This is a genomic window from Streptomyces fulvoviolaceus (assembly GCF_000718165.1).
GTDB lineage: Bacteria > Actinomycetota > Actinomycetes > Streptomycetales > Streptomycetaceae > Streptomyces > Streptomyces fulvoviolaceus.
The window spans coordinates 192,204-212,867 of sequence record NZ_JOEY01000005.1 but is presented as its reverse complement, the minus strand read 5'-3'; the positions used below and the strand labels follow the sequence as shown (position 1 = coordinate 212,867).

At 70.9% G+C, this 20,664-nt stretch carries 18 protein-coding genes; 11 read left to right on the top strand and 7 right to left on the bottom strand.

Annotation, left to right across the window (positions count from 1 at the left end):
- On the bottom strand, positions 1-939 hold the full coding sequence (locus tag IG08_RS0107230) for an AraC family transcriptional regulator (protein ID WP_052424514.1): 939 nt from the start codon (positions 937-939) through the stop codon (positions 1-3).
- A gap of 85 nt (positions 940-1,024) precedes the next feature.
- Between IG08_RS0107230 and IG08_RS0107225 the strand changes: the two genes are divergently transcribed.
- From IG08_RS0107225 to IG08_RS0107210, 4 genes are all read left to right on the top strand, one after another.
- Positions 1,025-1,969, top strand: a complete 945-nt coding sequence (locus tag IG08_RS0107225) for an MBL fold metallo-hydrolase (RefSeq protein ID WP_030597725.1) — start codon at positions 1,025-1,027, stop codon at positions 1,967-1,969.
- A gap of 6 nt (positions 1,970-1,975) precedes the next feature.
- Entirely contained in the window at positions 1,976-3,487 is a 1,512-nt protein-coding gene (locus IG08_RS0107220; RefSeq protein WP_030597722.1) for a serine/threonine-protein kinase, read from the top strand.
- Positions 3,488-3,640: 153 nt separating this feature from the next.
- Positions 3,641-5,254: a succinic semialdehyde dehydrogenase gene (locus tag IG08_RS0107215; protein WP_030597718.1), complete on the top strand. Its 1,614-nt coding sequence runs from the start codon at positions 3,641-3,643 to the stop codon at positions 5,252-5,254.
- A gap of 28 nt (positions 5,255-5,282) precedes the next feature.
- Positions 5,283-7,088: a GMC family oxidoreductase N-terminal domain-containing protein gene (locus tag IG08_RS0107210; RefSeq protein ID WP_052424513.1), complete on the top strand. Its 1,806-nt coding sequence runs from the start codon at positions 5,283-5,285 to the stop codon at positions 7,086-7,088.
- 125 nt (positions 7,089-7,213) lie between these two features.
- Here the strand turns inward: IG08_RS0107210 and IG08_RS0107205 are convergent, their stop codons facing one another.
- Complete coding sequence (locus IG08_RS0107205; RefSeq protein ID WP_030597714.1) at positions 7,214-8,245, bottom strand: LPXTG cell wall anchor domain-containing protein; 1,032 nt, start codon at positions 8,243-8,245, stop codon at positions 7,214-7,216.
- Between the two features lie 212 nt (positions 8,246-8,457).
- On the opposite strand from IG08_RS0107205, the gene IG08_RS0107200 reads away from it, so the two are divergent.
- A complete protein-coding gene (locus IG08_RS0107200; protein ID WP_234342820.1) occupies positions 8,458-9,561 on the top strand; it encodes a hypothetical protein in 1,104 nt (367 codons plus the stop codon).
- Between the two features lie 570 nt (positions 9,562-10,131).
- On the opposite strand, the gene IG08_RS0107195 is transcribed toward IG08_RS0107200, so the two are convergent.
- Positions 10,132-10,413 carry a chorismate mutase gene (locus IG08_RS0107195; protein WP_030597710.1) on the bottom strand — a complete coding sequence of 94 codons (282 nt, stop codon included), beginning with the start codon at positions 10,411-10,413 and terminating at the stop codon, positions 10,132-10,134.
- 289 nt (positions 10,414-10,702) lie between these two features.
- Here IG08_RS0107195 and guaA point away from each other — a divergent pair, with 289 nt between their 5' ends.
- Positions 10,703-12,274 carry a glutamine-hydrolyzing GMP synthase gene (gene guaA / locus IG08_RS0107190; RefSeq protein WP_030597708.1) on the top strand — a complete coding sequence of 524 codons (1,572 nt, stop codon included), beginning with the start codon at positions 10,703-10,705 and terminating at the stop codon, positions 12,272-12,274.
- 71 nt (positions 12,275-12,345) lie between these two features.
- Here the strand turns inward: guaA and IG08_RS0107185 are convergent, their stop codons facing one another.
- Positions 12,346-12,819, bottom strand: a complete 474-nt coding sequence (locus IG08_RS0107185; protein ID WP_030597705.1) for a pyridoxamine 5'-phosphate oxidase family protein — start codon at positions 12,817-12,819, stop codon at positions 12,346-12,348.
- 153 nt (positions 12,820-12,972) lie between these two features.
- On the opposite strand from IG08_RS0107185, the gene IG08_RS0107180 reads away from it, so the two are divergent.
- The gene (locus tag IG08_RS0107180) at positions 12,973-13,782 is read left to right on the top strand and encodes a class II aldolase/adducin family protein (RefSeq protein ID WP_030597702.1); all 810 of its coding nucleotides are present in this window, start codon (positions 12,973-12,975) and stop codon (positions 13,780-13,782) included.
- A gap of 9 nt (positions 13,783-13,791) precedes the next feature.
- Here the strand turns inward: IG08_RS0107180 and IG08_RS0107175 are convergent, their stop codons facing one another.
- On the bottom strand, positions 13,792-14,688 hold the full coding sequence (locus tag IG08_RS0107175; protein WP_030597700.1) for a DUF4429 domain-containing protein: 897 nt from the start codon (positions 14,686-14,688) through the stop codon (positions 13,792-13,794).
- Between the two features lie 173 nt (positions 14,689-14,861).
- On the opposite strand from IG08_RS0107175, the gene IG08_RS0107170 reads away from it, so the two are divergent.
- Complete coding sequence (locus tag IG08_RS0107170; protein WP_030597697.1) at positions 14,862-16,139, top strand: hypothetical protein; 1,278 nt, start codon at positions 14,862-14,864, stop codon at positions 16,137-16,139.
- 121 nt (positions 16,140-16,260) lie between these two features.
- Positions 16,261-16,791 (top strand): DoxX family protein, encoded by a 531-nt coding sequence (locus IG08_RS0107165; protein WP_030597694.1) that lies wholly within the window; start codon positions 16,261-16,263, stop codon positions 16,789-16,791.
- 18 nt (positions 16,792-16,809) lie between these two features.
- On the opposite strand, the gene IG08_RS0107160 is transcribed toward IG08_RS0107165, so the two are convergent.
- The gene (locus IG08_RS0107160; RefSeq protein WP_030597687.1) at positions 16,810-17,055 is read right to left on the bottom strand and encodes a hypothetical protein; all 246 of its coding nucleotides are present in this window, start codon (positions 17,053-17,055) and stop codon (positions 16,810-16,812) included.
- Positions 17,042-18,442 carry a PspC domain-containing protein gene (locus IG08_RS0107155; protein WP_030597685.1) on the bottom strand — a complete coding sequence of 467 codons (1,401 nt, stop codon included), beginning with the start codon at positions 18,440-18,442 and terminating at the stop codon, positions 17,042-17,044. Before IG08_RS0107155 ends, IG08_RS0107160 begins: the two co-directional genes overlap by 14 nt.
- Before the next feature lie 179 nt (positions 18,443-18,621).
- Here IG08_RS0107155 and IG08_RS0107150 point away from each other — a divergent pair, with 179 nt between their 5' ends.
- Positions 18,622-19,914: an ATP-binding protein gene (locus IG08_RS0107150; RefSeq protein ID WP_030597682.1), complete on the top strand. Its 1,293-nt coding sequence runs from the start codon at positions 18,622-18,624 to the stop codon at positions 19,912-19,914.
- A complete protein-coding gene (locus tag IG08_RS0107145) occupies positions 19,911-20,621 on the top strand; it encodes a LuxR C-terminal-related transcriptional regulator (RefSeq protein ID WP_030597679.1) in 711 nt (236 codons plus the stop codon). Before IG08_RS0107150 ends, IG08_RS0107145 begins: the two co-directional genes overlap by 4 nt.
- The last annotated feature ends 43 nt before the right edge of the window (positions 20,622-20,664 follow it).

Here is a 20,664-nt window from a genome sequence, read left to right as displayed (position 1 = left end):
TCAGTGCCCTTCGCGGAGCCCCCCTGGAGCACGACCGCGATGAACGACCAGCCGTTCCCGGTACTTGCCCGGCGTCACCCCGAACTCCCGCCGGAAGGCGTGTGAGAGGGCGTACGGGCTGCCGTACCCCGCCCGGCGGGCCACCGTCGACAGGGGGGCGTCGGTGTCCCGGAGCAGGGTCGCCGAGAGGGTCAGCCGCCACCAGGTGAGGTAGGCCATCGGCGGGCGTCCGACCAGGGCCGTGAAGCGGCGGGCCAGGGTCGCGCGGGAGACGCCCGCCTCGGCGGCCAGGCGGTCGTTGGTCCAGGGCGCGGCCGGGTCCGCGTGCAGCGCGCGCAGGGCGGCCGTCGTCACCGGGTCGGTCAGCACCGCCGGCCATGCTCCTGTCGCCGCCTCCGTCATCCACGCGCGGACCATGTAGACGAGGAGGAGGTCGAGCAGGCTCGGCAGGGCCAGCTGGGAACCCGGGCGGGGCTCGTCGTCGAGCTCCCGCGCCAACAGGTCCACGGCGGACCGCAGTTCGGGGTGGTGGCCGACCCGGTTCGGCAGGTGGACGACCTGCGGCAGCTCCGCCATCAGGGGGTGCACCCGGCTCCGGTCGAGCCGGTACTTCCCGCACAGCAGCTCCGTCTCACGCCCGCCCGGATCCCCCGTCGGCCGGCGCATCTCCTCGAACGGCACCGCCCGCGCCGCATCGCCCGGACCGTCCGCCAGCACATGCCCCGCCCCGTGCGGCAGCAGTACGACGTCCCCCGCGCCCAGCGCCACCGGCTCCCCGCCCCCGTCCGGCAGCAGCCGGCAGCTCCCCGCCAGGACGACATGGAAGCCCGCACCGTCGTACGGAGCGAGCCGTGTGCACCAACTCCCGCCCACCCGCAGCCGGTTGGAGGAGGGGCGCCCGGTGCGCACGGCGGCGATCGCGTCACTCACCACGTCCATACCGGCAGTGTATGAGCTCCTCGCATATCCAGATGAGTGACTGGAGCATCGAAGCACTCATCCCCGCGCTCCTAGAGTCCCGACCATGGCTGATGAGAACGTGCAGAGTCTGGTGATCGGTGACGTCGAGATCGTCCGTGTCGTCGAGTGGCAGGGCCCGTTCGCGCCCACCCGTGTCCTTGTCCCGGGCTGCGGCCCCGAGGTGTGGCAGGGCCGGCGCGAGGAGCTGGTGCCGGACCACTGGGAGCCCGACAGCGACCACGTCGTGGCCGCGCTGCAGACCTGGGTGGTGCGCAGCGCCGGACGGACCGTACTGGTCGACACGGGCGTGGGCAACGGACGCGAGCGGCCCTCCAACCCCCTGTTCCACCGGCGGCAGGGCGACCTCCCCGGCCGGCTGGAGCGGGTCGGGGTGCGCCCGGAGGACGTCGACGTCGTCGTCAACACCCATATCCACGCGGACCACGTCGGCTGGAACACCCATGATGTCGACGGCGAGTGGGCGCCGACCTTCCCGAACGCCCGCTACCTCCTCCCGGCCGCCGACGACGCCCACTTCGGCCCCGCGGGCGGATACGGCGGTGGCGTACGGCCGGACGACCGCCTCACCTACGAGGACAGCGTCGCGCCCGTGCACCGGGCCGGATCGGCCACGCTGTGGGACGGGGAGCACCGCATCGACGACCACCTGACCCTGGAGTCCGCCCCCGGGCACACCCCGGGCTCCGCCGTGCTGCGCGTCGCCTCCCGCGGTGAACGGGCCGTATTCGTCGGGGACTTGCTGCACAGCCCGGTGCAGGTCCTCCACCCCGAGTGCAGCAGCTGCTTCTGCCTGGACCCACGACAGGCGGTGGCGAGCCGGCGCCGCGTGCTTGAACGGGCCATAGACCAGGGCGAGTTGGTGATTCCGGCGCACTTCGGCGGCGCGGGGGGCGTGGAGGTGCGCCGGGAGAACGGCACGTTCGCCCTCGGGCGGTGGGCGGGTCGGTCGGGACCGGCGTCGACAAGTGGGCGTCCCGCACGGTACTGATGGGGCATGAGCAACGACGGGGGCGGCACAGACCCCAGCGGGGTCCTGCTCGGCGGGCGCTACCGCCTCGTCGAGCGCATAGGCTCCGGCGGGATGGGCACCGTCTGGCGGGCCCGCGACGAGCTCGTGGAGCGCGAAGTCGCCGTCAAGCAGCCGCGGTTGCCCGGTGACCCCGAGGACGAGAGTCATCGGCGGGCCGCGCACCGGCTCTACCGCGAGGCCCGTGCCGCCGCCCGTGTCGACCATCCCGCCGCCGTCTCCATCCACGACGTGGTCGTCGAGGAGGAGGACGGACTCCCGTGGATCGTCATGGAGTTGATCCGCGGCGAGTCACTGCACGAGGCGATACGCAGAGGCCCCCTCCCGCCTGCCGAGGCCGCCCGCATAGGCCTGGCCGTCCTCGGTGCCCTGCGTGCCGCCCACTCCGTCGGCATCGTGCACCGTGACGTGAAGCCCGCCAACGTCCTGCTCGGCCCGCACGGCCGCGTCGTCCTCACCGACTTCGGCATCGCCCACGTCCAGGGCGAGGAATCCCTCACCGCCAGCGGGGAGTTCGTCGGCTCCCTGGAGTTCGTGGCCCCCGAGCGCATGTCCGGCACGGGCGCCGGGCCGGCGTCCGACCTGTGGTCCCTGGGCGTACTGCTCCATGCCGCCGTCGACGGACGGTCTCCTTTCCGCCGTACGACACCGCACGCCACGCTCGCCGCGATCCTCGCCGCGGATCCACCCGAACCGGAGCACGCCGGAGCGCTCGGGCCGCTGATACAGGGTCTGTTGGCGAAGGATCCGGAGGAGCGGCCGGAGCCGGAGGAGGTCGCCCGGGTTCTGGAGGGGGTGGCGGGGGAGAGACGGCCCGAACCGGAGCCGGAGCCGGGACCGGAGCCCGAGCCCGAGGCGAGCGCCCCGGAAGACGCCGTACCGCAAGCCGAAAAAGCACCACCTGCCCGCCGCACCCTCCTCCGCATGGCCGTAGCCCCCCTCGGCATCCTGCTCGCCGGCGGCATCTGGCTCGGGACCTCCTTCGCCGACGGAACGAGCGGGGCGACCGGGACCACCGCGCGGAAGGACGGCTGGGTGGCTCACCGGACGCAGGGCATGGACGCCGTCCTCACCCTTCCCTCCCGCTACCTGCTGCTCTACGAGATCGGCGAGGCCGGCGACGACCGCGTCATGTCCGTCTACAGCGACAACCGCACCCTGTCGGTCCAGTTCACCGAGTGGGACAAGGCCCCCGCCTCCCCGATGGCCGCGGCGAAGGAAACCGCCATCGGCAGGGAAGGGCACGAGCGGACCGGCGGCCAGTACACCGCGACCTCCTTCCACGGCCAGGAGGCGGTCCTCTCCGACGTCACCTACGACCCGCACGGCGAGGAACCGGTCCGGGTGATGCGTCTGGTCGTCCGCACCGACGACGACCGTATGTACCAGCTGGACGTGCAGATGCCGAAGGGCACTCCGGACGAGAAGAAGGGCACCGCGCTCTTCAAGGGCGCCCGAGGCCGGCTGGAGATCGGATGAGGCCGGAACCGGGGTGATCGTCCCCGAACATCCCTGCACAACGCCCTGATCAGCGCGTTTGTTGCCACCGATCACTGGCAGTGTGTGTGTACTCCGTGAATGCCCGTTACCGACGGGTACCCAAAGCCTCCGCTCCGGCATACCCTGCGCCTCATGACGGACGCGCAGGCCCCGGCCCAGACCGGCACGAACCCCCTCGCCCCCGCCCCGGAGGGCGCCCGCACCGCAGCCGATGTGGTCACCCCGGAGCTGGTCGCCCAGCTCACCAAGGGCGTGACCGGCTCCGGCCGTACGGCCAACCACACGCCGTACACCGGCGAGAAGCTGGCCGACCTGCCCGAGTCGACGCCGGAGGACGTGGAGAAGGCCTTCGAGGCGGCCCGCAAGGCGCAGGCCGTGTGGGAGCAGGTGCCCGTACGGCAGCGGGCGGCCGTCCTGCTCCGCTTCCACGACCTGATCCTGGCCCGCCAGGCCGAGGTCCTCGACCTCATCCAGCTGGAGACCGGCAAGGCGCGCCTGCACGCCCACGAGGAGGTCCAGGCCGTCGCCGTCGCGGCGCGCCACTACGGCCGTAAGGCGCCCTCCTACCTGAAGCCGAAGCGCCACACCGGCGCCATCCCGACCCTCACCAAGGTCACCGAGCTGCGCCACCCGCGCGGTGTGGTCGGCCAGATCGCCCCCTGGAACTACCCCCTGGAGCTGTCCGTCGGCGACGCGCTCCCCGCGTTCGTCGCGGGCAACGCGGTCGTCATGAAGCCGGACACGGAGACCTGCCTGACCGCGCTCTGGGCCCGTGACCTCCTGATCGAGGCCGGGCTGCCCGCCGAGGTCTTCCAGGTCGTCCTCGGCGAGGGCCCGGTCGTCGGCCCCGAGGTGGTCAAGCACGCCGACTACGTCTCCTTCACCGGCTCCACCCGCACCGGCCGCGAGGTCGCCCAGGGCGCCGCCGCCCGCCTGGTCGGCGTCTCCCTCGAACTCGGCGGCAAGAACGCCATGTTGGTCCTGGAGGACGCCGACATCGAGAAGGCGGCCGCGGGTGCGGTCCGCGCCTGCTTCTCCTCCGCCGGCCAACTCTGCATCTCCATCGAGCGGTTGTACGTCCACGAGTCGATCGCCGACGCCTTCGTCGAGCGCTTCGCCGCCCGCACCAAGGCGATGCGGCTCGGCAAGTCCCTCACCTACGGCGCCGACATGGGCTCGCTGGTGGGGGAGCGGCAGCTGGAGACGGTCACCCGGCACGTCGAGGAGGCCGTGGCCAAGGGTGCGAAGGTCGTCGCCGGCGGCGTCGCCCGCCCGGACATCGGCCCGTACTTCTTCGAGCCGACGATCCTCGAGGGCGTCGAGACGCCGATGGCCGTGTGCGGCGAGGAGACCTTCGGCCCGGTCGTCTCCATCTACCGCTTCAAGACCGACGACGAGGCGGTGGCGGCTGCCAACTCGACGGCGTACGGCCTGAATTCGTCCGTGTGGACCAAGAGCGCCGGACGCGGTCGCGCGGTTGCCTCCCGCCTGCGCACCGGCACGGTGAACGTCAACGAGGGCTACGCCCCCGCATACGGCAGCGTCCAGTCCCCGATGGGCGGCATGAAGGACTCCGGCCTCGGCCGCCGCCACGGCTCCGAGGGCATCCTCAAGTACACGGAGGCCCAGACGGTGGCCCAGCAGCGGCTGCTGCCGATGGCGCCGTCGCTGGGGATGACCGACGAGGCGTACGCCCAGTTCATGAGCCGCAGTCTCCGGGTCATGAAGGCATTCCGGTTCCGCTAGCAACACCCGTTCTCAACGAGGAGAGCACGTGTCACAGGAGAAGTCTGTCCAGGCCCGGGACGAGGGCGGGTACGACTACGACGTCATCGTCGTCGGATCAGGGTTCGGCGGATCCGTCACTGCCCTCCGCCTCACGGAGAAGGGCTACCGAGTCGGCGTCCTGGAAGCCGGCCGCCGCTTCACCCGCGAGTCCCTCCCCAAGAACTCCTGGGACCTGAAGAACTACCTCTGGGCGCCGAAACTCGGCATGTACGGCATCCAGCGCATCCACCTGCTGGGCAACGTCATGGTCCTCGCCGGCGCAGGCGTGGGCGGCGGCTCCCTCAACTACGCCAACACCCTCTACGTACCGCCGAAGCCCTTCTTCGACGACCCCCAGTGGCGTGACATCACGGACTGGCAGGAGGAGTTGAAGCCGTACTACGACCAGGCCCGCCGCATGCTCGGCGTACGGCTCAACCCGACGATGACCCCGTCCGACGTCCACCTGAAGGGGGCCGCCGAGCGGATGGGCGTAGGCGACAGCTTCCACATGGCACCCGTGGGCGTGTTCTTCGGGGACGGCGAGGACGCGGAGGGCGCGGCGAAGGCCAGGCCCGGCGAGCAGGTCGACGACCCCTACTTCGGCGGCGCCGGCCCGGCCCGCAACGCGTGCACCGAGTGCGGCGAGTGCATGACCGGCTGCCGTCACGGCGCGAAGAACACCCTCAACGAGAACTACCTCCACCTCGCCGAGAAGGCGGGCGCGGTCGTGCACCCGCTGACGACGGCCGTGTCGGTCACGGACGACTCGCAGGGCGGATACGCGATAGCCACCCTGCCGACCGACGCGCGCCGCAAGTCGAGGGGACGGACCTTCAAGGCCCGCCGGGTCGTCATCGCCGCCGGCACCTACGGCACCCAGACCCTCCTGCACCGGATGAAGGAGGGCGGGCAACTCCCGTACATCTCAGAGAGGTTGGGCGAACTCACCCGCACCAACTCCGAGGCGCTGGTGGGCGCCCAGACCAACAACCGCCGCTACCGCAAGGTGACGGGCGAGCAGAAGGTCGACTTCACACAGGGCGTCGCCATCACCTCGTCCATCCACCCGGACGAGAACACCCACATCGAGCCGGTCCGCTACGGCAAGGGCTCCAACTCGATGGGCGGCCTGTCGATCCTCCAGGTGCCGTACGCCGAGGGCTCCTCCCGCGTCCTGGCCTGGCTGCGGAACGCGACCCGCCACCCGGGCCTGGTCCTGCGCTCCCTCTCCAACCACCGTTGGTCGGAGCGGACCATCATCGGGCTGGTGATGCAGTCGCTGGACAACTCCCTGACGACGTACCTGAAACCCGACGGCGTCGGAAAGGGCCTGCTCACGGCCCGCCAGGGCCACGGCGCCCCCAACCCCAAGCAGATCAAGGCGGCTTCGGCGGGCGCGTCCGCGATCGCCGCCGAGATCAACGGTTTCGCCGGCTCGAACGTCGGCGAGCTGATGGGCACCCCCCTCACCGCCCACTTCCTCGGCGGCTGCCCCATCGGCTCCTCCCGCGAGACCGGCGTGATCGACCCGTACCACCGCCTCTACGGCCACCCCGGCATCTCGGTCGTCGACGGCGCCGCGGTCTCCGCGAACCTCGGAGTGAACCCCTCGCTGACGATCACCGCCCAGGCCGAGCGCGCGATGTCGTACTGGCCCAACAAGGGCGAGGAGGACCGGCGTCCGGCGCAGGGAGCGGCGTACGAACGCCTGAACCCGGTCGAGCCGAAGGCCCCCGCGGTCCCGGCGGAGGCGTTCGGCGCGCTGAAGCTGCCGTTCCTGGGGATGCCGACGGTGCCGCCGAAGTCGTAGAAGAGACACGCGTCGTAGAACAGACAGACGTCGTAGAAGAGACAGACGTCGTAGAAGAGAAGCCAGACGCAGAGAAGGACCTGCACCCCCCTCCGAGCGCAGGTCCTTCTCTGTGTTCCGATGGCTCAGGCGTGCGAGCCGGCCTTCCGCCGCTTCATCGCGAACACCACACCGGTACCGGCGACGACGGCGAAGCCGCCGACGAGGCCGAGGACCGGCAGGGCGGAGCCGGCACCGGTCTCGGCGAGCTCACCGTCGACGTCGACGTCGCTGACGTCGGAGATCGCGTCCTTGCCGCCGGTCTGGGGCTTCGCGTCGTTCGGGTCGCCCGCGTCGGAGCCGGCCGGGAGGACCTCGAAGAAGTAGATGCCGTAGTTCTCGTCCTCGGAGATCCAGCAGGACTCGTCGTCGGAGTACTCGGCCAGGCCGATGGCGATGCCGACGGCGCTCGGGACCTCGCGGTCGACCTTCACGCGCAGGTCGTAGCTGATCGACCGGCCGCCGTCGAGCGCGAAGGCGTTGAACGCACCGCCCTCACCGAACTCGGTGGCGACGTCCACCCAGCTGCCGCCCTGCTTGACCTGCAGGGTGACGAGGTCGCTGTAGTCGTCCTCGAACTCCCAGTCCACCGCCCCGACACCGACGAACGGCGTGATGTTCTCGATCGTGTCGTCGCTGGAGTTGCTGACGTTGAACTTGAAGTCCGTCCAGCCGCTGCCCGCCACGACGCTCTCGGGCAGACCGGTCAGCGAGCTGTGCAGCACCTCGCTGATGTCGACGATCGGGACGCCGTCCTCGTCGACCGGGCAGTCCTCGATCGGCTCGTCGCTCTCGTCGGCGGTGGGGCTGCTGGAGGCGGGAGCGGGCGTGCTCTCCTCGGCCGCCGGGGTGCTCTCGTCGGCGGCGGGGGTGCTCTCCTCCGCCGCGGGCGTGCTCTCGTCCGCGGCCGGCGTGCTCTCCTCCGCGGCCGGAGTCGACTCCTCGGCGGCGGGGGTGCTCTCCTCCGCCGCGGGCGTGCTCTCCTCGGCGGCCGGAGTGGTCTCCGACGCGGTCGGCGTCGGCGACTCGTCCGCGAACGCGGTCGGCGCGGCGAACAGCGCCAGTGGTGCTATCGCAGCCGTCGCGGCCGCAGCGGCCAGCGCACGTCGAAGCTTCATGAAGACCTCGGAAAGTCGGTGTACTGCGCCACTCGCAGCACGCGTCGGGTGAAACCTCCGCGTGGGGGCGCGGGTGGGGCCCTTGGTTCGTCAGGTTTGATCCGTGACACCTGCGAATGGTTGCGCTCGCACTCACGGGATTCTTATGTGGGCTGAGTCACATACAAGTTCTTCTTGTGAAAGGGCTTTCGGAGGCCATAGAACTGACCGTCGTGTCAAAAGACCCCGAGATTCCTGATGACGTCTGGGAACAGTTCGCCCGTGACAGCGAACGGGACATCCGCGGCTCCGCTCCCAAGGAGCCGTCCGCGCGCGCCCGTATGGTCACCGAGCGGCTGAAGAAGAAAGAGGCGCGGGGCGAGTTGCCCGAGGGCTGGCGCACCGGCCCGGCGTGGCAGAAGAAGAAGAGCCGCCGGGGGCTGTGGACGGTCCTCGGCGTAGCCGTCGCCGCCGCGGTGGCCGTCGTGGCGGTGAAGCCGTCGCTGCTGCCGGGCGACCTCTTCGGCGGGAGCACCCCGGAAACCGCGACCTCCACGCTCCCGGCCGAGACCGCGGCCCCGACCGGGGCCCCGGGCGCCGAGGACCCCGAAACCCCCACGCTCGACGCCCCGTTCGCCGGCTCCCCGGCGCTGCGCTGGGCCGACGGCGAGGCCGGGATCGTCGTACCGAAGGCGAAGGCCCTGGACGGGCTGTCGAAGGAACGGGTCGAACTGGCGCTCCAGCAGACCAAGAAGCTGCTGGTCGCGGCGAACCTCGACACGAAGACCCTGCGCGGCGAACGCCCCGAGAAGGCCTTCGCGATCCTCGACCCGCAGCAACCGGACATGTTCGACGACCTGAACCGCGCCCTGCGCAAGCCGAACAAGACCTACGACCCGCTGCTGATGTTCAGCCGCTTCGACCCCGCCGAAACACGCCTGGTCGGCGACGTGATCAAGACACGCGGCCGGATGACCTTCGAGAAGGGCGACCAGAACGGCGTGGCCGTGCACGCCGACTACACCTTCGTCTATCCAGTGGCCCGCACCGACGGCTCGACCGAGGTCACCCGCACCATCGTGCGCCGCGTCCTCGACTTCGAACTCCTCGACGCCACCCGCTACGTGGCCACCGAGGGCCGGCTGAACGTCGTCCAGTACTCCCGGGACGTCGGCAACTCGACCTGCGGTGTGTACGACGGCTACATGCACCCGGAGTTCCCGTCGTCCGGGCCCACCGGCTCCCCGGCGGCCGGCCCGACCACGGACCCGTACGACCGCAGCCGGGGCATCCCGGCCGGCGGGGCGGAGCAGTGCGGGACGGCGTCGCGTACCTGAGGACACGCATGCGAAGGGCCCCGCGGGACGGAGCCGCGGGGCCCTTCGCTCGTCAGCACCGACGTCAGGGCAGCGCCGGTGCCTGGGAGCGGCGCCGGGGGGTTGCGCCGCTTGCCTGGAGTGCCCTCGGGTCGGCGCCCCGGCGCATGCGGGGCGCGCGGATGGTCTCGACCTCTGGCAGTACGTCAACGCAAAGCAATGCAGTTGTCTGCGACGGGACTTGGGGGCTTTCTCAGCATCGTGCTGGATGGACGCGGCCTCCGCAACCGCTTGGCTCAGCTTTTGTGCTTTTGTGCATTTTTGCATTTTCCGCCGGTCGACCCCGGGCGTCCCCGGGGCCGGCCGTTCCCTTGGGTGACCGGGCTGCTGTCCCCTGCCGTCCGGTCACCTACCTGGAGCGAGGTCCCACGACGTACGGCACGATCCGTACGTCTCATCGCCCCAGCGAGCCACGCGTGGTTCGTTCGGGCCCGCCCCTGGCTGGCACGGACACCACCACCAACGAAGCGCTTCGCGTCACGGTCACGCGCCGTACGGGTGAGAGGGGGCCCGAACTCAGATACGACCCACTCAGATACGACCCCGGCACAGTTCGAGGAGCGTCATCGCCAGCGACGTCCCCGGCTTGCCCAGCGCCTCGCTGTAGTGGCTGAGGATCTCCATCTCGCGGGAGAGGTTCACGCGCCGCCCGCCGGAGGTGATCCGCGCCTCCTGGACGACGGCGGACACGGCCATCCGTTCCTGGATCAGACCGATGATCCGGTCGTCGAGCGCGTCGATGCGCTCACGGGCGCCGGTGATCACGTCCGCGGCCTCGGAGGTACGGGCGCCGGTCACGTCGATGGCGGTCATAAGGGGCTCCTCATCGGGATGGGTGGGGTGCCCCGGAGCGGCAAGGTCCGGAAGAAACGACAGGCGCCCCGGACCTTGTCGGCCCGGGGCGCCTGGGAAGTCGCTTGTCAGTAGCTCAAGCAGCACGACCATGGCAGCCGGCGGGCCGGTTGCCATAGGTAAAGAGGAAGGTCGGGTGCGTGAGCATGGGGGTCAGTATGCCATGACCCACCGGGTCGGGAAGGTGCCCACCTGCACCCCGTTAGAATCGGTAACCACAGACCCCCGCCCAACCGCCGGAAGGCACTCCGTGTCAGCAGCGACCCCCGCCCCCGACACCGTCCTGGTCGTCGACTTCGGCGCGCAGTACGCCCAGCTCATCGCCCGTCGTGTCCGCGAGGCCCGGGTCTACAGCGAGATCGTGCCGAGCACCATGCCGGTCGCGGAGATGCTCGCCAAGAACCCGGCGGCGATCATCCTCTCCGGCGGCCCCTCCTCGGTCTACGCGGAGGGCGCCCCGCGCCTGGACCGCGAGATCTTCGAAGCCGGCGTCCCCGTCTTCGGCATGTGCTACGGCTTCCAGCTGATGGCCACGACCCTCGGCGGCACGGTCGACAACACCGGCGCCCGCGAGTACGGCCGTACACCGCTGCACGTCTCGAAGTCCGGCTCGACGCTCTTCGAGGGCACCCCCGACGAGCAGTCCGTCTGGATGTCGCACGGCGACGCCTGCTCCGCCGCCCCCGAGGGCTTCTCGGTGACGGCCTCCACGGACGTCGTCCCGGTCGCCGCCTTCGAGAACGACGAGAAGAAGCTCTACGGCGTCCAGTACCACCCCGAGGTCATGCACTCCACGCACGGCCAGCAGGTTCTGGAGCACTTCCTCTACCGGGGCGCGGGCCTGACCCCGGACTGGACCACCGGCAATGTCATCGACGAGCAGGTCACCGCGATCCGCGAGCAGGTCGGCGACAAGCGCGCCATCTGCGGTCTGTCCGGCGGCGTGGACTCCGCCGTGGCCGCCGCGCTCGTCGCACGTGCCATCGGCGACCAGCTGACCTGCGTGTACGTCGACCACGGTCTGATGCGCAAGGGCGAGACCGAGCAGGTCGAGAAGGACTTCGTGGCCGCGACCGGCGTCAAGCTGGTCGTCGTCGACGCGGAGGAGCGCTTCCTCACCGCGCTGAAGGGTGTCTCCGACCCCGAGGAGAAGCGGAAGATCATCGGCCGGGAGTTCATCCGGGTCTTCGAGCAGGCGCAGGCGGAGATCATCGCGGACGCGGGTCCGGCGGTGGAGTTCCTGGTCCAGGGGACCCTGTACCCCGACGTGGTCGAGTCCGGTGGCGGTACCGGCACCGCCAACATCAAGTCCCACCACAACGTCGGCGGGCTGCCCGAGGACCTCGAGTTCCAGCTCATCGAGCCGCTGCGCAAGCTGTTCAAGGACGAGGTCCGGATGGTCGGCCAGGAGCTCGGGCTCCCGGACGAGATCGTCCAGCGCCAGCCGTTCCCCGGCCCCGGCCTGGGCATCCGTATCGTCGGCGAGGTCACCAAGGAGCGGCTGGACCTGCTCCGCGACGCGGACGCCATCGCCCGCGAGGAGCTCACCGCGGCCGGCCTCGACCGGGACATCTGGCAGTGCCCGGTGGTCCTGCTCGCGGACGTCCGCAGCGTCGGCGTCCAGGGCGACGGCCGGACCTACGGCCACCCGATCGTCCTGCGCCCGGTCTCGTCCGAGGACGCCATGACGGCCGACTGGTCGCGGCTGCCGTACGACGTCCTCGCGAAGATCTCGACGCGGATCACCAACGAGGTCGCCGACGTCAACCGCGTCGTCCTCGACGTGACGTCGAAGCCGCCGGGCACCATCGAGTGGGAGTGACCCGCCAGGGCCTGTCCGGCGGATCAGGCCGGCTGTAATAAGCGGCGCCGGCATGATCCGCCGGACAGGCCCTAGGTGCGTCGGAGAGTCCGCACCGGCTCTCCGGGCTTCCAGACCTGGACGACCAGGTACTTGTCGTCCTCGACGTAGGTCCGCACGACCTCCGTCAGCTCGGTGCGGAAGAGGTGGAACGGCTCCGGCGGTTCCACCTCTTCGCCGTACCGGGCCTTCGTCTCCGGATCGTCGACCTCGATCGCCCGGCCGCTGATCCGGACGTCCCCGCCGCCCATGGTCTGCCCCTCCCCGGGGTTCGCCTGCAGCGCGAAACGCGGATCCCGGCGCAGGTCGAGCGCCTTGAGCGAGTCCGGCATCATGCCGAGCCACAGCTCGCCGCCCAGGAACCGGACCTCCAGGCCCGTGGTGCGCGGGGAGCCGTCCTTGCGGAGGGTCGCGAGGACGTGGTGGGTGAAGGCGCCGAAGCGCTCTTCGGCGATCTTGGCCAGTTCGGGTTCCGCGGCGGAGAAAGTCGCCCAGTTCATACTCATACGAGCCAGTCTCGCGCCGATACCCGACACCTGCTGTCGGGTATTCGCGGCCTACGGCGCCTCTCGTGCGCCATCTTTACAAATCACCTCTGTTCTCCTGCGCTGACCGACGGTAACTTCCGCCCCGTAAAGCAACCCAGTGCTGGAGGACACATGCACGGGACCTCCGCGGCCGGGGCCACTCCGCCGCTGCCGCTTCCGACCGACCGGCTGCGGTTCGCGATGCCGCCGATGCACGACTCGGTCGACGACGAGCGCCGGCACCGCAAGGAGCGGCTCGCGGGCGCGCTCCGGCTCTTCGGGCGGCTCGGCTTCGAGGACGGGGTCTCGGGGCACATCACCGCGCGCGACCCGGAGTACAGCGACTGCTTCTGGGTCAATCCCTTCGGGATGCCGTTCAAGCACGTCACCGTGAGCGACCTGGTGCTCGCCAACTCGGACGGGCAGGTGATCGAGGGCCGCTACCACGTCAACCAGGCGGCGTTCACCGTGCACGCCCAGGTGCACGCCGCCCGCCCGGACGTCGTCGCCGTCGCCCACTGCCACTCGGTGCACGGGCGGGCGCTGTCGGCGCTGGGCGACCTCCTGGACCCGATCACTCAGGAGAGCTGCGCCTTCTACGAGGACCACGCGTTGTACGACGCCTACTCCGGCGTCGCCGTCGACGCCCACGAGGGCCGCCGTATCGCCGGCGCCCTCGGCTCCCGCAAGGCGCTCGTGCTGCGCAACCACGGCCTGCTGACGGTCGGCGACTCGGTGGACGCGGCCGCCTGGTGGTTCCTGTCGCTGGAGCGGTCCTGTCAGGTCCAGCTGATGGCGAAGGCCGCCGGGCGGCCCCTCCTGATCGACCACAAGGCGGCGGTGGCGACACGGGAGCAGCTGGGCGGGGACCTGGTCGCATGGATCAACTACCAGCCCATGTGGCAGGACATCAGCCGGAGCGAGCCGGATCTGTTGAGCTAGCCTTCTGAGCTAGAAACCCCGGAGCACTGCCGCCTTGGTCATCGCGAACTCCTCGTCCGTGAGCACCCCGTCCCGGTACAGCTCGCCCAACTCCCGCAGCCTTCTGAGGAGTACGTCGTGGTGGTCGGCCGGGGGCGGTACGGCCGCCGTGAGCTGCGGGCGGGCGGCGTGCTGGTCGTCGTACTCGATGGCGCTGCGGGTGGACGGGTGCGGGAGCCGGGCCGTGACCGCCGTCGCGACAAGGGCCGTGAGCAGGTCGCGGCGGGTGCTGCCCCACAGGTCGAGGGCGAACGGGTCCTTCTCCGGTGGCAGTTTGGAGAACGCCGTCTCGCGGGTCACGAAGCGCAGAAAGCCGTCCTCGTAGCCGGAGTTGGGCAGCCACTCGACCTGGACGAGGTCGCCGACGTTGATGATGCGCGGGCCGGTCGCGCGTTTGACCCGGTCGGAGGTGTCGGCCCAGTCGATGCGCACCTGGGTGCCGTCGAAGGAGACGGTGCCGTCGGAGGAACGCACCGAGACCGGGACCGGCGGGCCGGGGAGCAGGTAGGTCTTGGTGGGTTCCTTGGGGATCTGGTCCAGGAGGAGGGAGCGGCGAATCTCCTCGGCCACGTACTCGGCGACTCCGGCGCGGTCGACGTCCACCACGAGCCGGTACGGGTCGGCCGGGTCGGGCAGGCGGCCGCCGGTCGCCTGGAGGAGCGGGTCCGCGCCCTCGCGCAGTCGCATACGGAGCCTGCCGCGCTTGCGCTCCGGCTCGAAGACGACACCCGAGACGGCCTCCAGGGGCACCGCGATCTCGCCGTACGTCTGCCGGAACAGCGGGACGGAGCGGTGGAGTCCCGGCGTGATCCTGATCGTTGTGCCGTCGAAGGCCCAGGTCCCGTCACGCTGGATGATCTCGGCCATACGGAAATTCTCGCAGCCGGGTCAACACGGCGGCTCCCGCTTCACCCACGCTGACCAGACCTGCCGGGCGGGGGTGGTGTGCGGTAGGGCACAATTCGCTGTCATCACGGGGGAGTTGTCGGGGCACGGGTCGTGAGAGTCAAGAGGGTCATAGGGGAAGGCGGGCGTCGGGCGTGGCGGTGCAGGAAGCGAGACAAGGTGCGGACGCGGGTGCGCACCAGGGGGGCTGCACCTGCGGGGACTGTCCGCACGGGGCACGGGCGGGGCATCGGCGGGCCGTTGCCGAATTCCTGCTGAAACGGGAGGAATTCGCGGCCGGGCAGGGGCTGCCGGCAGCCGTGGCGCACTCCGCGTCGGCCTCCCGCCAGTGGGTCTCCGAGGAACTGACCCAGTCGGCCGAGCTGGTGGCCGAGCGGGGGCGGGCCGAGGGCGAGGCGTGGCTGGCGCGGCTGTGGCGGCGGACCGTGTACGCGGTGTGGGCGGTGGTGGTGGCGCTGCTGCTCGTCCAGGCGCTGACGGCCATCGGTACGGGGTGGAGCTCCGCGCGTACGGCCGGGTTGGTGGCGGCTGTTGTGGTGGCGGGTGCGCTGTCCGCCGCGTCCTGGTTCCACCGGGCGCGGGGTGGTGTGCTCGCGCCCGTGGTCGGTGAGGACAACCGGCTGTCCACGTCGCGGGTGGTGGCGGTGGGGTGGGTGTTGTTCGTCGCCTACGCCGTCCTGGTGCTGGTGGGCCGGCTGGCCGCGGCCTCCTCCCCTGCGGAGCGCGATGCGCTGATCTCCGGGCTCGAACTGGCCCGGGGCGCGGGTGTGGTGACCGTGCTGGCCGTGGTCTGCGGGATCGCGGTGCTCGTGCGGCGGGTGGTCGGGCTGCGGGTTCTTGGGCAGCGGTTGCAGAAGGTGCGGGCGGATCGGCCTCGGGCCGCGGATCTGCTGACGGACGATGCCGGGCGGGGGACCTTCGCCGACATCCAGTACGTCGTGATCAGCGCGGTCGCCTTGGTGTTCGGTGTGGTGCGGCTGGCCCGGCGGCCGGATCAGCTGCCGGATCTGCCGTGGGGGCTGGCGGTGGTGGTGCTGGTGTCGGCCGCCACCTATGTCGCCGGGAAGTACTCCGAGGGCGGACGGCCGGTGATCCTCTCCGTGGTGCGGGCGCGGGAGGCCGGGGATCTGGACGGGCCCATCCGCACCGGTGACGACATCGAGATCCGCGGCGCCGGGTTCGTGCCGCCGGGGGCGCAGCGGGCGGACCGCCTGTCGCGGATGGTCGTCCGCATCGGTCCCGTGAACGTCCATGTGCCGCTCGTCCCGGTGACCGGCGGCTTCAGCAACCCGACGGACGAGGTACTGACCGTGCCGGTGCCGGCGGATGTGGAGCCGGGGCGGGTGGAGGTGCAGGTGGTCACCGCGGCGGGTGCGGAGACCAACCGGTACGCGATCGATGTGACGGAGTGACGATGCCTGTAGGGGTTACCGCGGGGTAGGGAAACTGGTCGGGACGGGGTTGAGCGGTCCCGCCAGTTCGTGCGTATCGTCTTTTAGGGGTTTCGCACGCTGGTGAGAGGCGGCTAGAGCGATGACTCACGGCTTTCGTACGGACACGCACGCCCCCTACTTCGACGAAGACCGCGGCTGGCGGGACAGCGCCACGCGCTACGCCCTGCTTCCGCTCCGCGTCTTCCTAGGCGTCACCTTCATCTACGCCGGTCTGGACAAACTCACCGACAGCGCCTTCATGAAGGACTCCGGCTCGGGCTCGATCGGCGACATGATGCGCGGCGTCCGGGACTCCTCGGCCATTCCGGCCCTGGTCGACCTGTCGCTGAAGAGCCCTGTCGGGTTCGGCTATGCCATCGCCTTCGGTGAGCTGGCCGTCGGTATCGGCACCCTGATCGGTCTCCTCGCCCGCCTGGCCGCACTCGGCGGCGCGCTGATCTCCCTCAGCCTGTGGCTGACCGTGAGCTGGGCCTCCGATCCCTACTACTACGGCAACGACCTCGCCTATCTGATGGCCTGGCTGCCCCTCGTCCTCGCGGGCGCGGCCGTCTTCTCCCTGGACGCGGCCCTACGGAACCGGCGACGGCAGCGGGCGGGCGGCTACCGGTAGCTCCTCGGGTCGGCGGGGCTACCGCGGGGCCTCCGGCTGAGGCTCGGCGGTGGCGCCCGTACGGCCTTTTCCGCGGCGTCTGCGGATGCCCCGGGTCAGGAGGCCGACCGCGCCCGCCAGACAGAGGCCGCCCGTGACGACGGGGATCACCACGAACCACGGGGTCTCCCAGGCGCCGCCCGCGTCACCGGCGTAGATGACGCCCGCGAGGGCCACGAAGAAGCCGGCGACCAGCTTTCCCGGCTGGAACTCATGACGCAGCACGGCTCACCTCCGCCTGACCGACGCCCACCTGGATGTCCAGGTCGAGTGTGCCCGTGTTCTTGGCGCCCGAGGTCGGCGACAGGGTCACCTCCTTGTACTTGCCCGGCTCCACGTCCACGTCCTTCTCCTCGTCCCCCGGCAGCTGGATGTCTCCCACCCCCACGTCGATGTGCAGCTTCACCGTCATGTCCGGGGGCACGATCACCCTCGCCCGGCCCACGCCCACCTCTATCTCGGACTCCACCGTCTGCCCCTTGGGGATGTTCAGCCGGGTCAGGTTCAGCGTGCCGACGCCGGTACCGAGGTCGTACTTCTGCTGCAGGTCCGACACGGCGGCGGGCCGCCAGTCCGTGCGCACCCAGTGCGTGCTGATGTCCTTCGGCAGCGCGGCGGAGGCGGCGAGGAGGCCCGCGGTGATGATCGCCAGGAAGACCGAGCCCGCTCCCGTCCGGCCCAGGAACGAGCTGACGGCCATGCCGAGGCCGAAGACGATGAGCGCGCAGGCCAGGCCGGTCTGCAGGCTGGTGCCGAGGGCGTGGTCGTCCCACGTCGCGCTCGTGCCGAGGCCGCCCGCGAGCAGGGCGAACAGGAGGACCCAGCCGCCGATCCAGCGCGGGCCGCGGGGCTTGGGCTGCCGGGTGGGCGTCGTACGGGTGTCCTCGCGGCTGCTCCAGGTACGACCGAGGCTGATGTTGACCGCCGCCGCTATGTCGCGGTCGCGGGAGTCCCGGGGGCCCCAGAGATAGCCCGTGCCGCCGACGTGCGTGCCGTCCTTGACGATGGGGTCGCGCCACCAGGAGGGGTAGGCGGTGGGCACCGGCGGGGCCTGGGCCTCCGGCGGGGCGTCGGCGACGGCCTGGGCGGACAGGGGGTCGGGATCGGGGGTGCCGCGGTTGCGCGACCAGTACCCGGCGCCCGCGAGGAGCAGGGAGAGGACGACGGCGAAGGTCAGCACTCCGCCGTTCTTCAGCATCGTGAGGAACACGCCGCAGCCGACCAGCGCGAACAGCACGGCCGTCAGTGCCTGGCCGTCCACGCGGCCGGTGAGGAGCTTGCGGACTTCGTTCTCGTCCTCGTCGTCGTACGGGACGAAGAGCCAGGCGAAGCCGTAGAAGATGAGGCCGATGCCACCGGTCGCGGAGAGCACCGCGAGCGTGATGCGGAAGATCACCGGGTCCATGTCGCACTGCCGGCCGAGTCCGGCGCACACACCGGCCAGCATCTTGTGCGGCCGGTCCCGCCGGAACCGGAGGGGAACCGCGGTCGCGCCTTCGGTGACGGGGGCCGTGTCCTCGGCGGCGAGGGCGGGCTCCTGCTCCTCGGCAGCGGCTCCTTCCTTCCGCGCGCCCGCGTCCTGCGGCGTCGCGGCGTGCTGGTGATCTGTCATGTGTCCATGGTGACGGTCGTATCGCCGCGGCGGCAGTCGGAACGACCCTGGCCGGACCCTGAAATCGTCCCTGAGGCGGGGCGGGGGAGGTGTTCGAGACGGCGGTGGTTCGAAGATCAGGGGAGTCTAGGGGGACAACCCTGATGCCCGGGTCCTCCCGCCGTGTGAACATCGATGGCATGCCGGACGCCGCAGCAGCGCCACTCGTCGAACCGCGGCCGCCGCGCAAGCTCTACCGCAGCAGTGACGGACGCTGGCTCGGTGGCGTGGCGCGGGGGCTCGCCGGGCATCTCGGGCTGCCCGTGATCTGGCTGCGGCTCGTCTTCGTCGGCCTGTTCATGGCGGACGGCCTCGGCGCCCTGCTGTATGCCGCGTTCTGGTTCTTCGTTCCGCTCGGCGTCGGCGGGGTCGCCGGCCAGAAGCCCCCGTCGATCGTCAGCACGGAGACCTCGCCGGACGGTCGCCGCCGACTTGTGGCCCGCAGGCCGGACAAGGGCCAGATCGTGGCCCTGCTCCTCATGGTCGTCGTGGCCATGGTCTTCGTGGGCAACGTGAATGTCGGCAGTGGCGCCAAGGCGTATCTCTGGCCCGTCGTCTTGGTCGGCGCGGGCGTCGCCCTCGTCTGGCGCCAGGCGGACAACGCCCGCCGGGCCCGCTGGGTCGAGGTCGGCCGCCGCCGCCGTACGCTCACGCTGCTGCGGGCCGGCGGCGGTGTCCTCCTGGTCACGGCCGGCGTCTCCGGCGTCTTCGTCCTGCAGGGCTCCACCGCCCACCTCGGCTCCGTCCTGCAGGCAGCGCTCGCGGTCCTCGTCGGCATAACGCTTCTCGCCGGTCCCTATCTGGTGCGTATGACCCAGGACCTCTCCGAGGAGCGTCTGATGCGCATCCGAGCCCAGGAGCGCGCGGAGGTCGCCGCCCACGTCCACGACTCGGTGCTGCACACCCTGACCCTGATCCAGCGCAACGCGGAGAACGCGAGCGAGGTGCGCCGTCTCGCCCGCGCCCAGGAGCGCGACCTGCGCACCTGGCTCTACAAACCCGAGGGCACCGGCAAGGACGAGGCCGACGAACCGACCACCCTCGCCGATGCCGTGCGGTGCAACGCGGCGGAGGTCGAGGACAAGCACGGCGTCCCCATAGAGGTCGTGGTCGTCGGCGACTGCCCGCTCGACGAGAGAATCGGCGCACAGATGCAAGCCGCGCGCGAGGCGATGGTGAACGCCGCCAAGTACGGTGGCGAGGGCGGCGCCGTACAGGTCTTCGCCGAAGTCGAGGGCAGGACGGTCTTCGTGTCCGTCCGGGACCGGGGTCCCGGCTTCGACCTGGACTCGATACCCGCCGACCGCATGGGCGTCAGAGAATCGATCATCGGCCGCATGGAGCGCCACGGCGGCACGGCGCGGCTGCGCGCGGTGCCGGACGGCGGCACGGAGGTCGAGCTGGAGATGGAGAGGGCGGAGAAGACGTCATGAGCGACGAGGCGAACAGCACGGCGGAGGCCACCGGCAGCGCAGGAGAGCGGCACGTGCGCGTGGTCCTTGTCGACGACCACCGTATGTTCCGCACCGGCGTCCAGGCCGAGATCGGCCGGACCGAGGAGACCGGGGTCGAGGTCGTCGGCGAGGCCGCGGACGTCGACCAGGCGGTCACCGTCATCACCGCGACCCGGCCCGAGGTCGTCCTCCTCGACGTCCATCTCCCGGGCGGCGGCGGGGTCGAAGTGCTGCGCCGCAGCGCCGCGTTGATGGCCGACGCCGAGCAGCCCGTCCGCTTTCTCGCTTTGTCCGTCTCGGATGCGGCGGAGGACGTGATCGGCGTGATCCGCGGTGGCGCGCGGGGCTACGTCACCAAGACGATCACCGGCACGGACCTCGTCAACTCCATCTTCCGCGTCCAGGAAGGCGACGCGGTGTTCTCGCCGAGGCTGGCCGGCTTCGTGCTGGACGCGTTCGCGTCGACGGACGCGCCGCCGGTGGACGAGGACATGGACCGTCTCACGCAGCGCGAACGGGAGGTGCTGCGGCTGATCGCCCGGGGCTACGCCTACAAGGAGATCGCCAAGCAGCTCTTCATCTCCGTCAAGACGGTCGAGTCCCATGTCTCGGCGGTGCTGCGGAAGTTGCAGCTGTCGAACCGGCACGAGCTGACGCGGTGGGCGACGGCGCGACGGTTGGTGTGACGCGGTCAGGAGTTCGGGCCGAGCGGCACCGATCCGGCTGAGT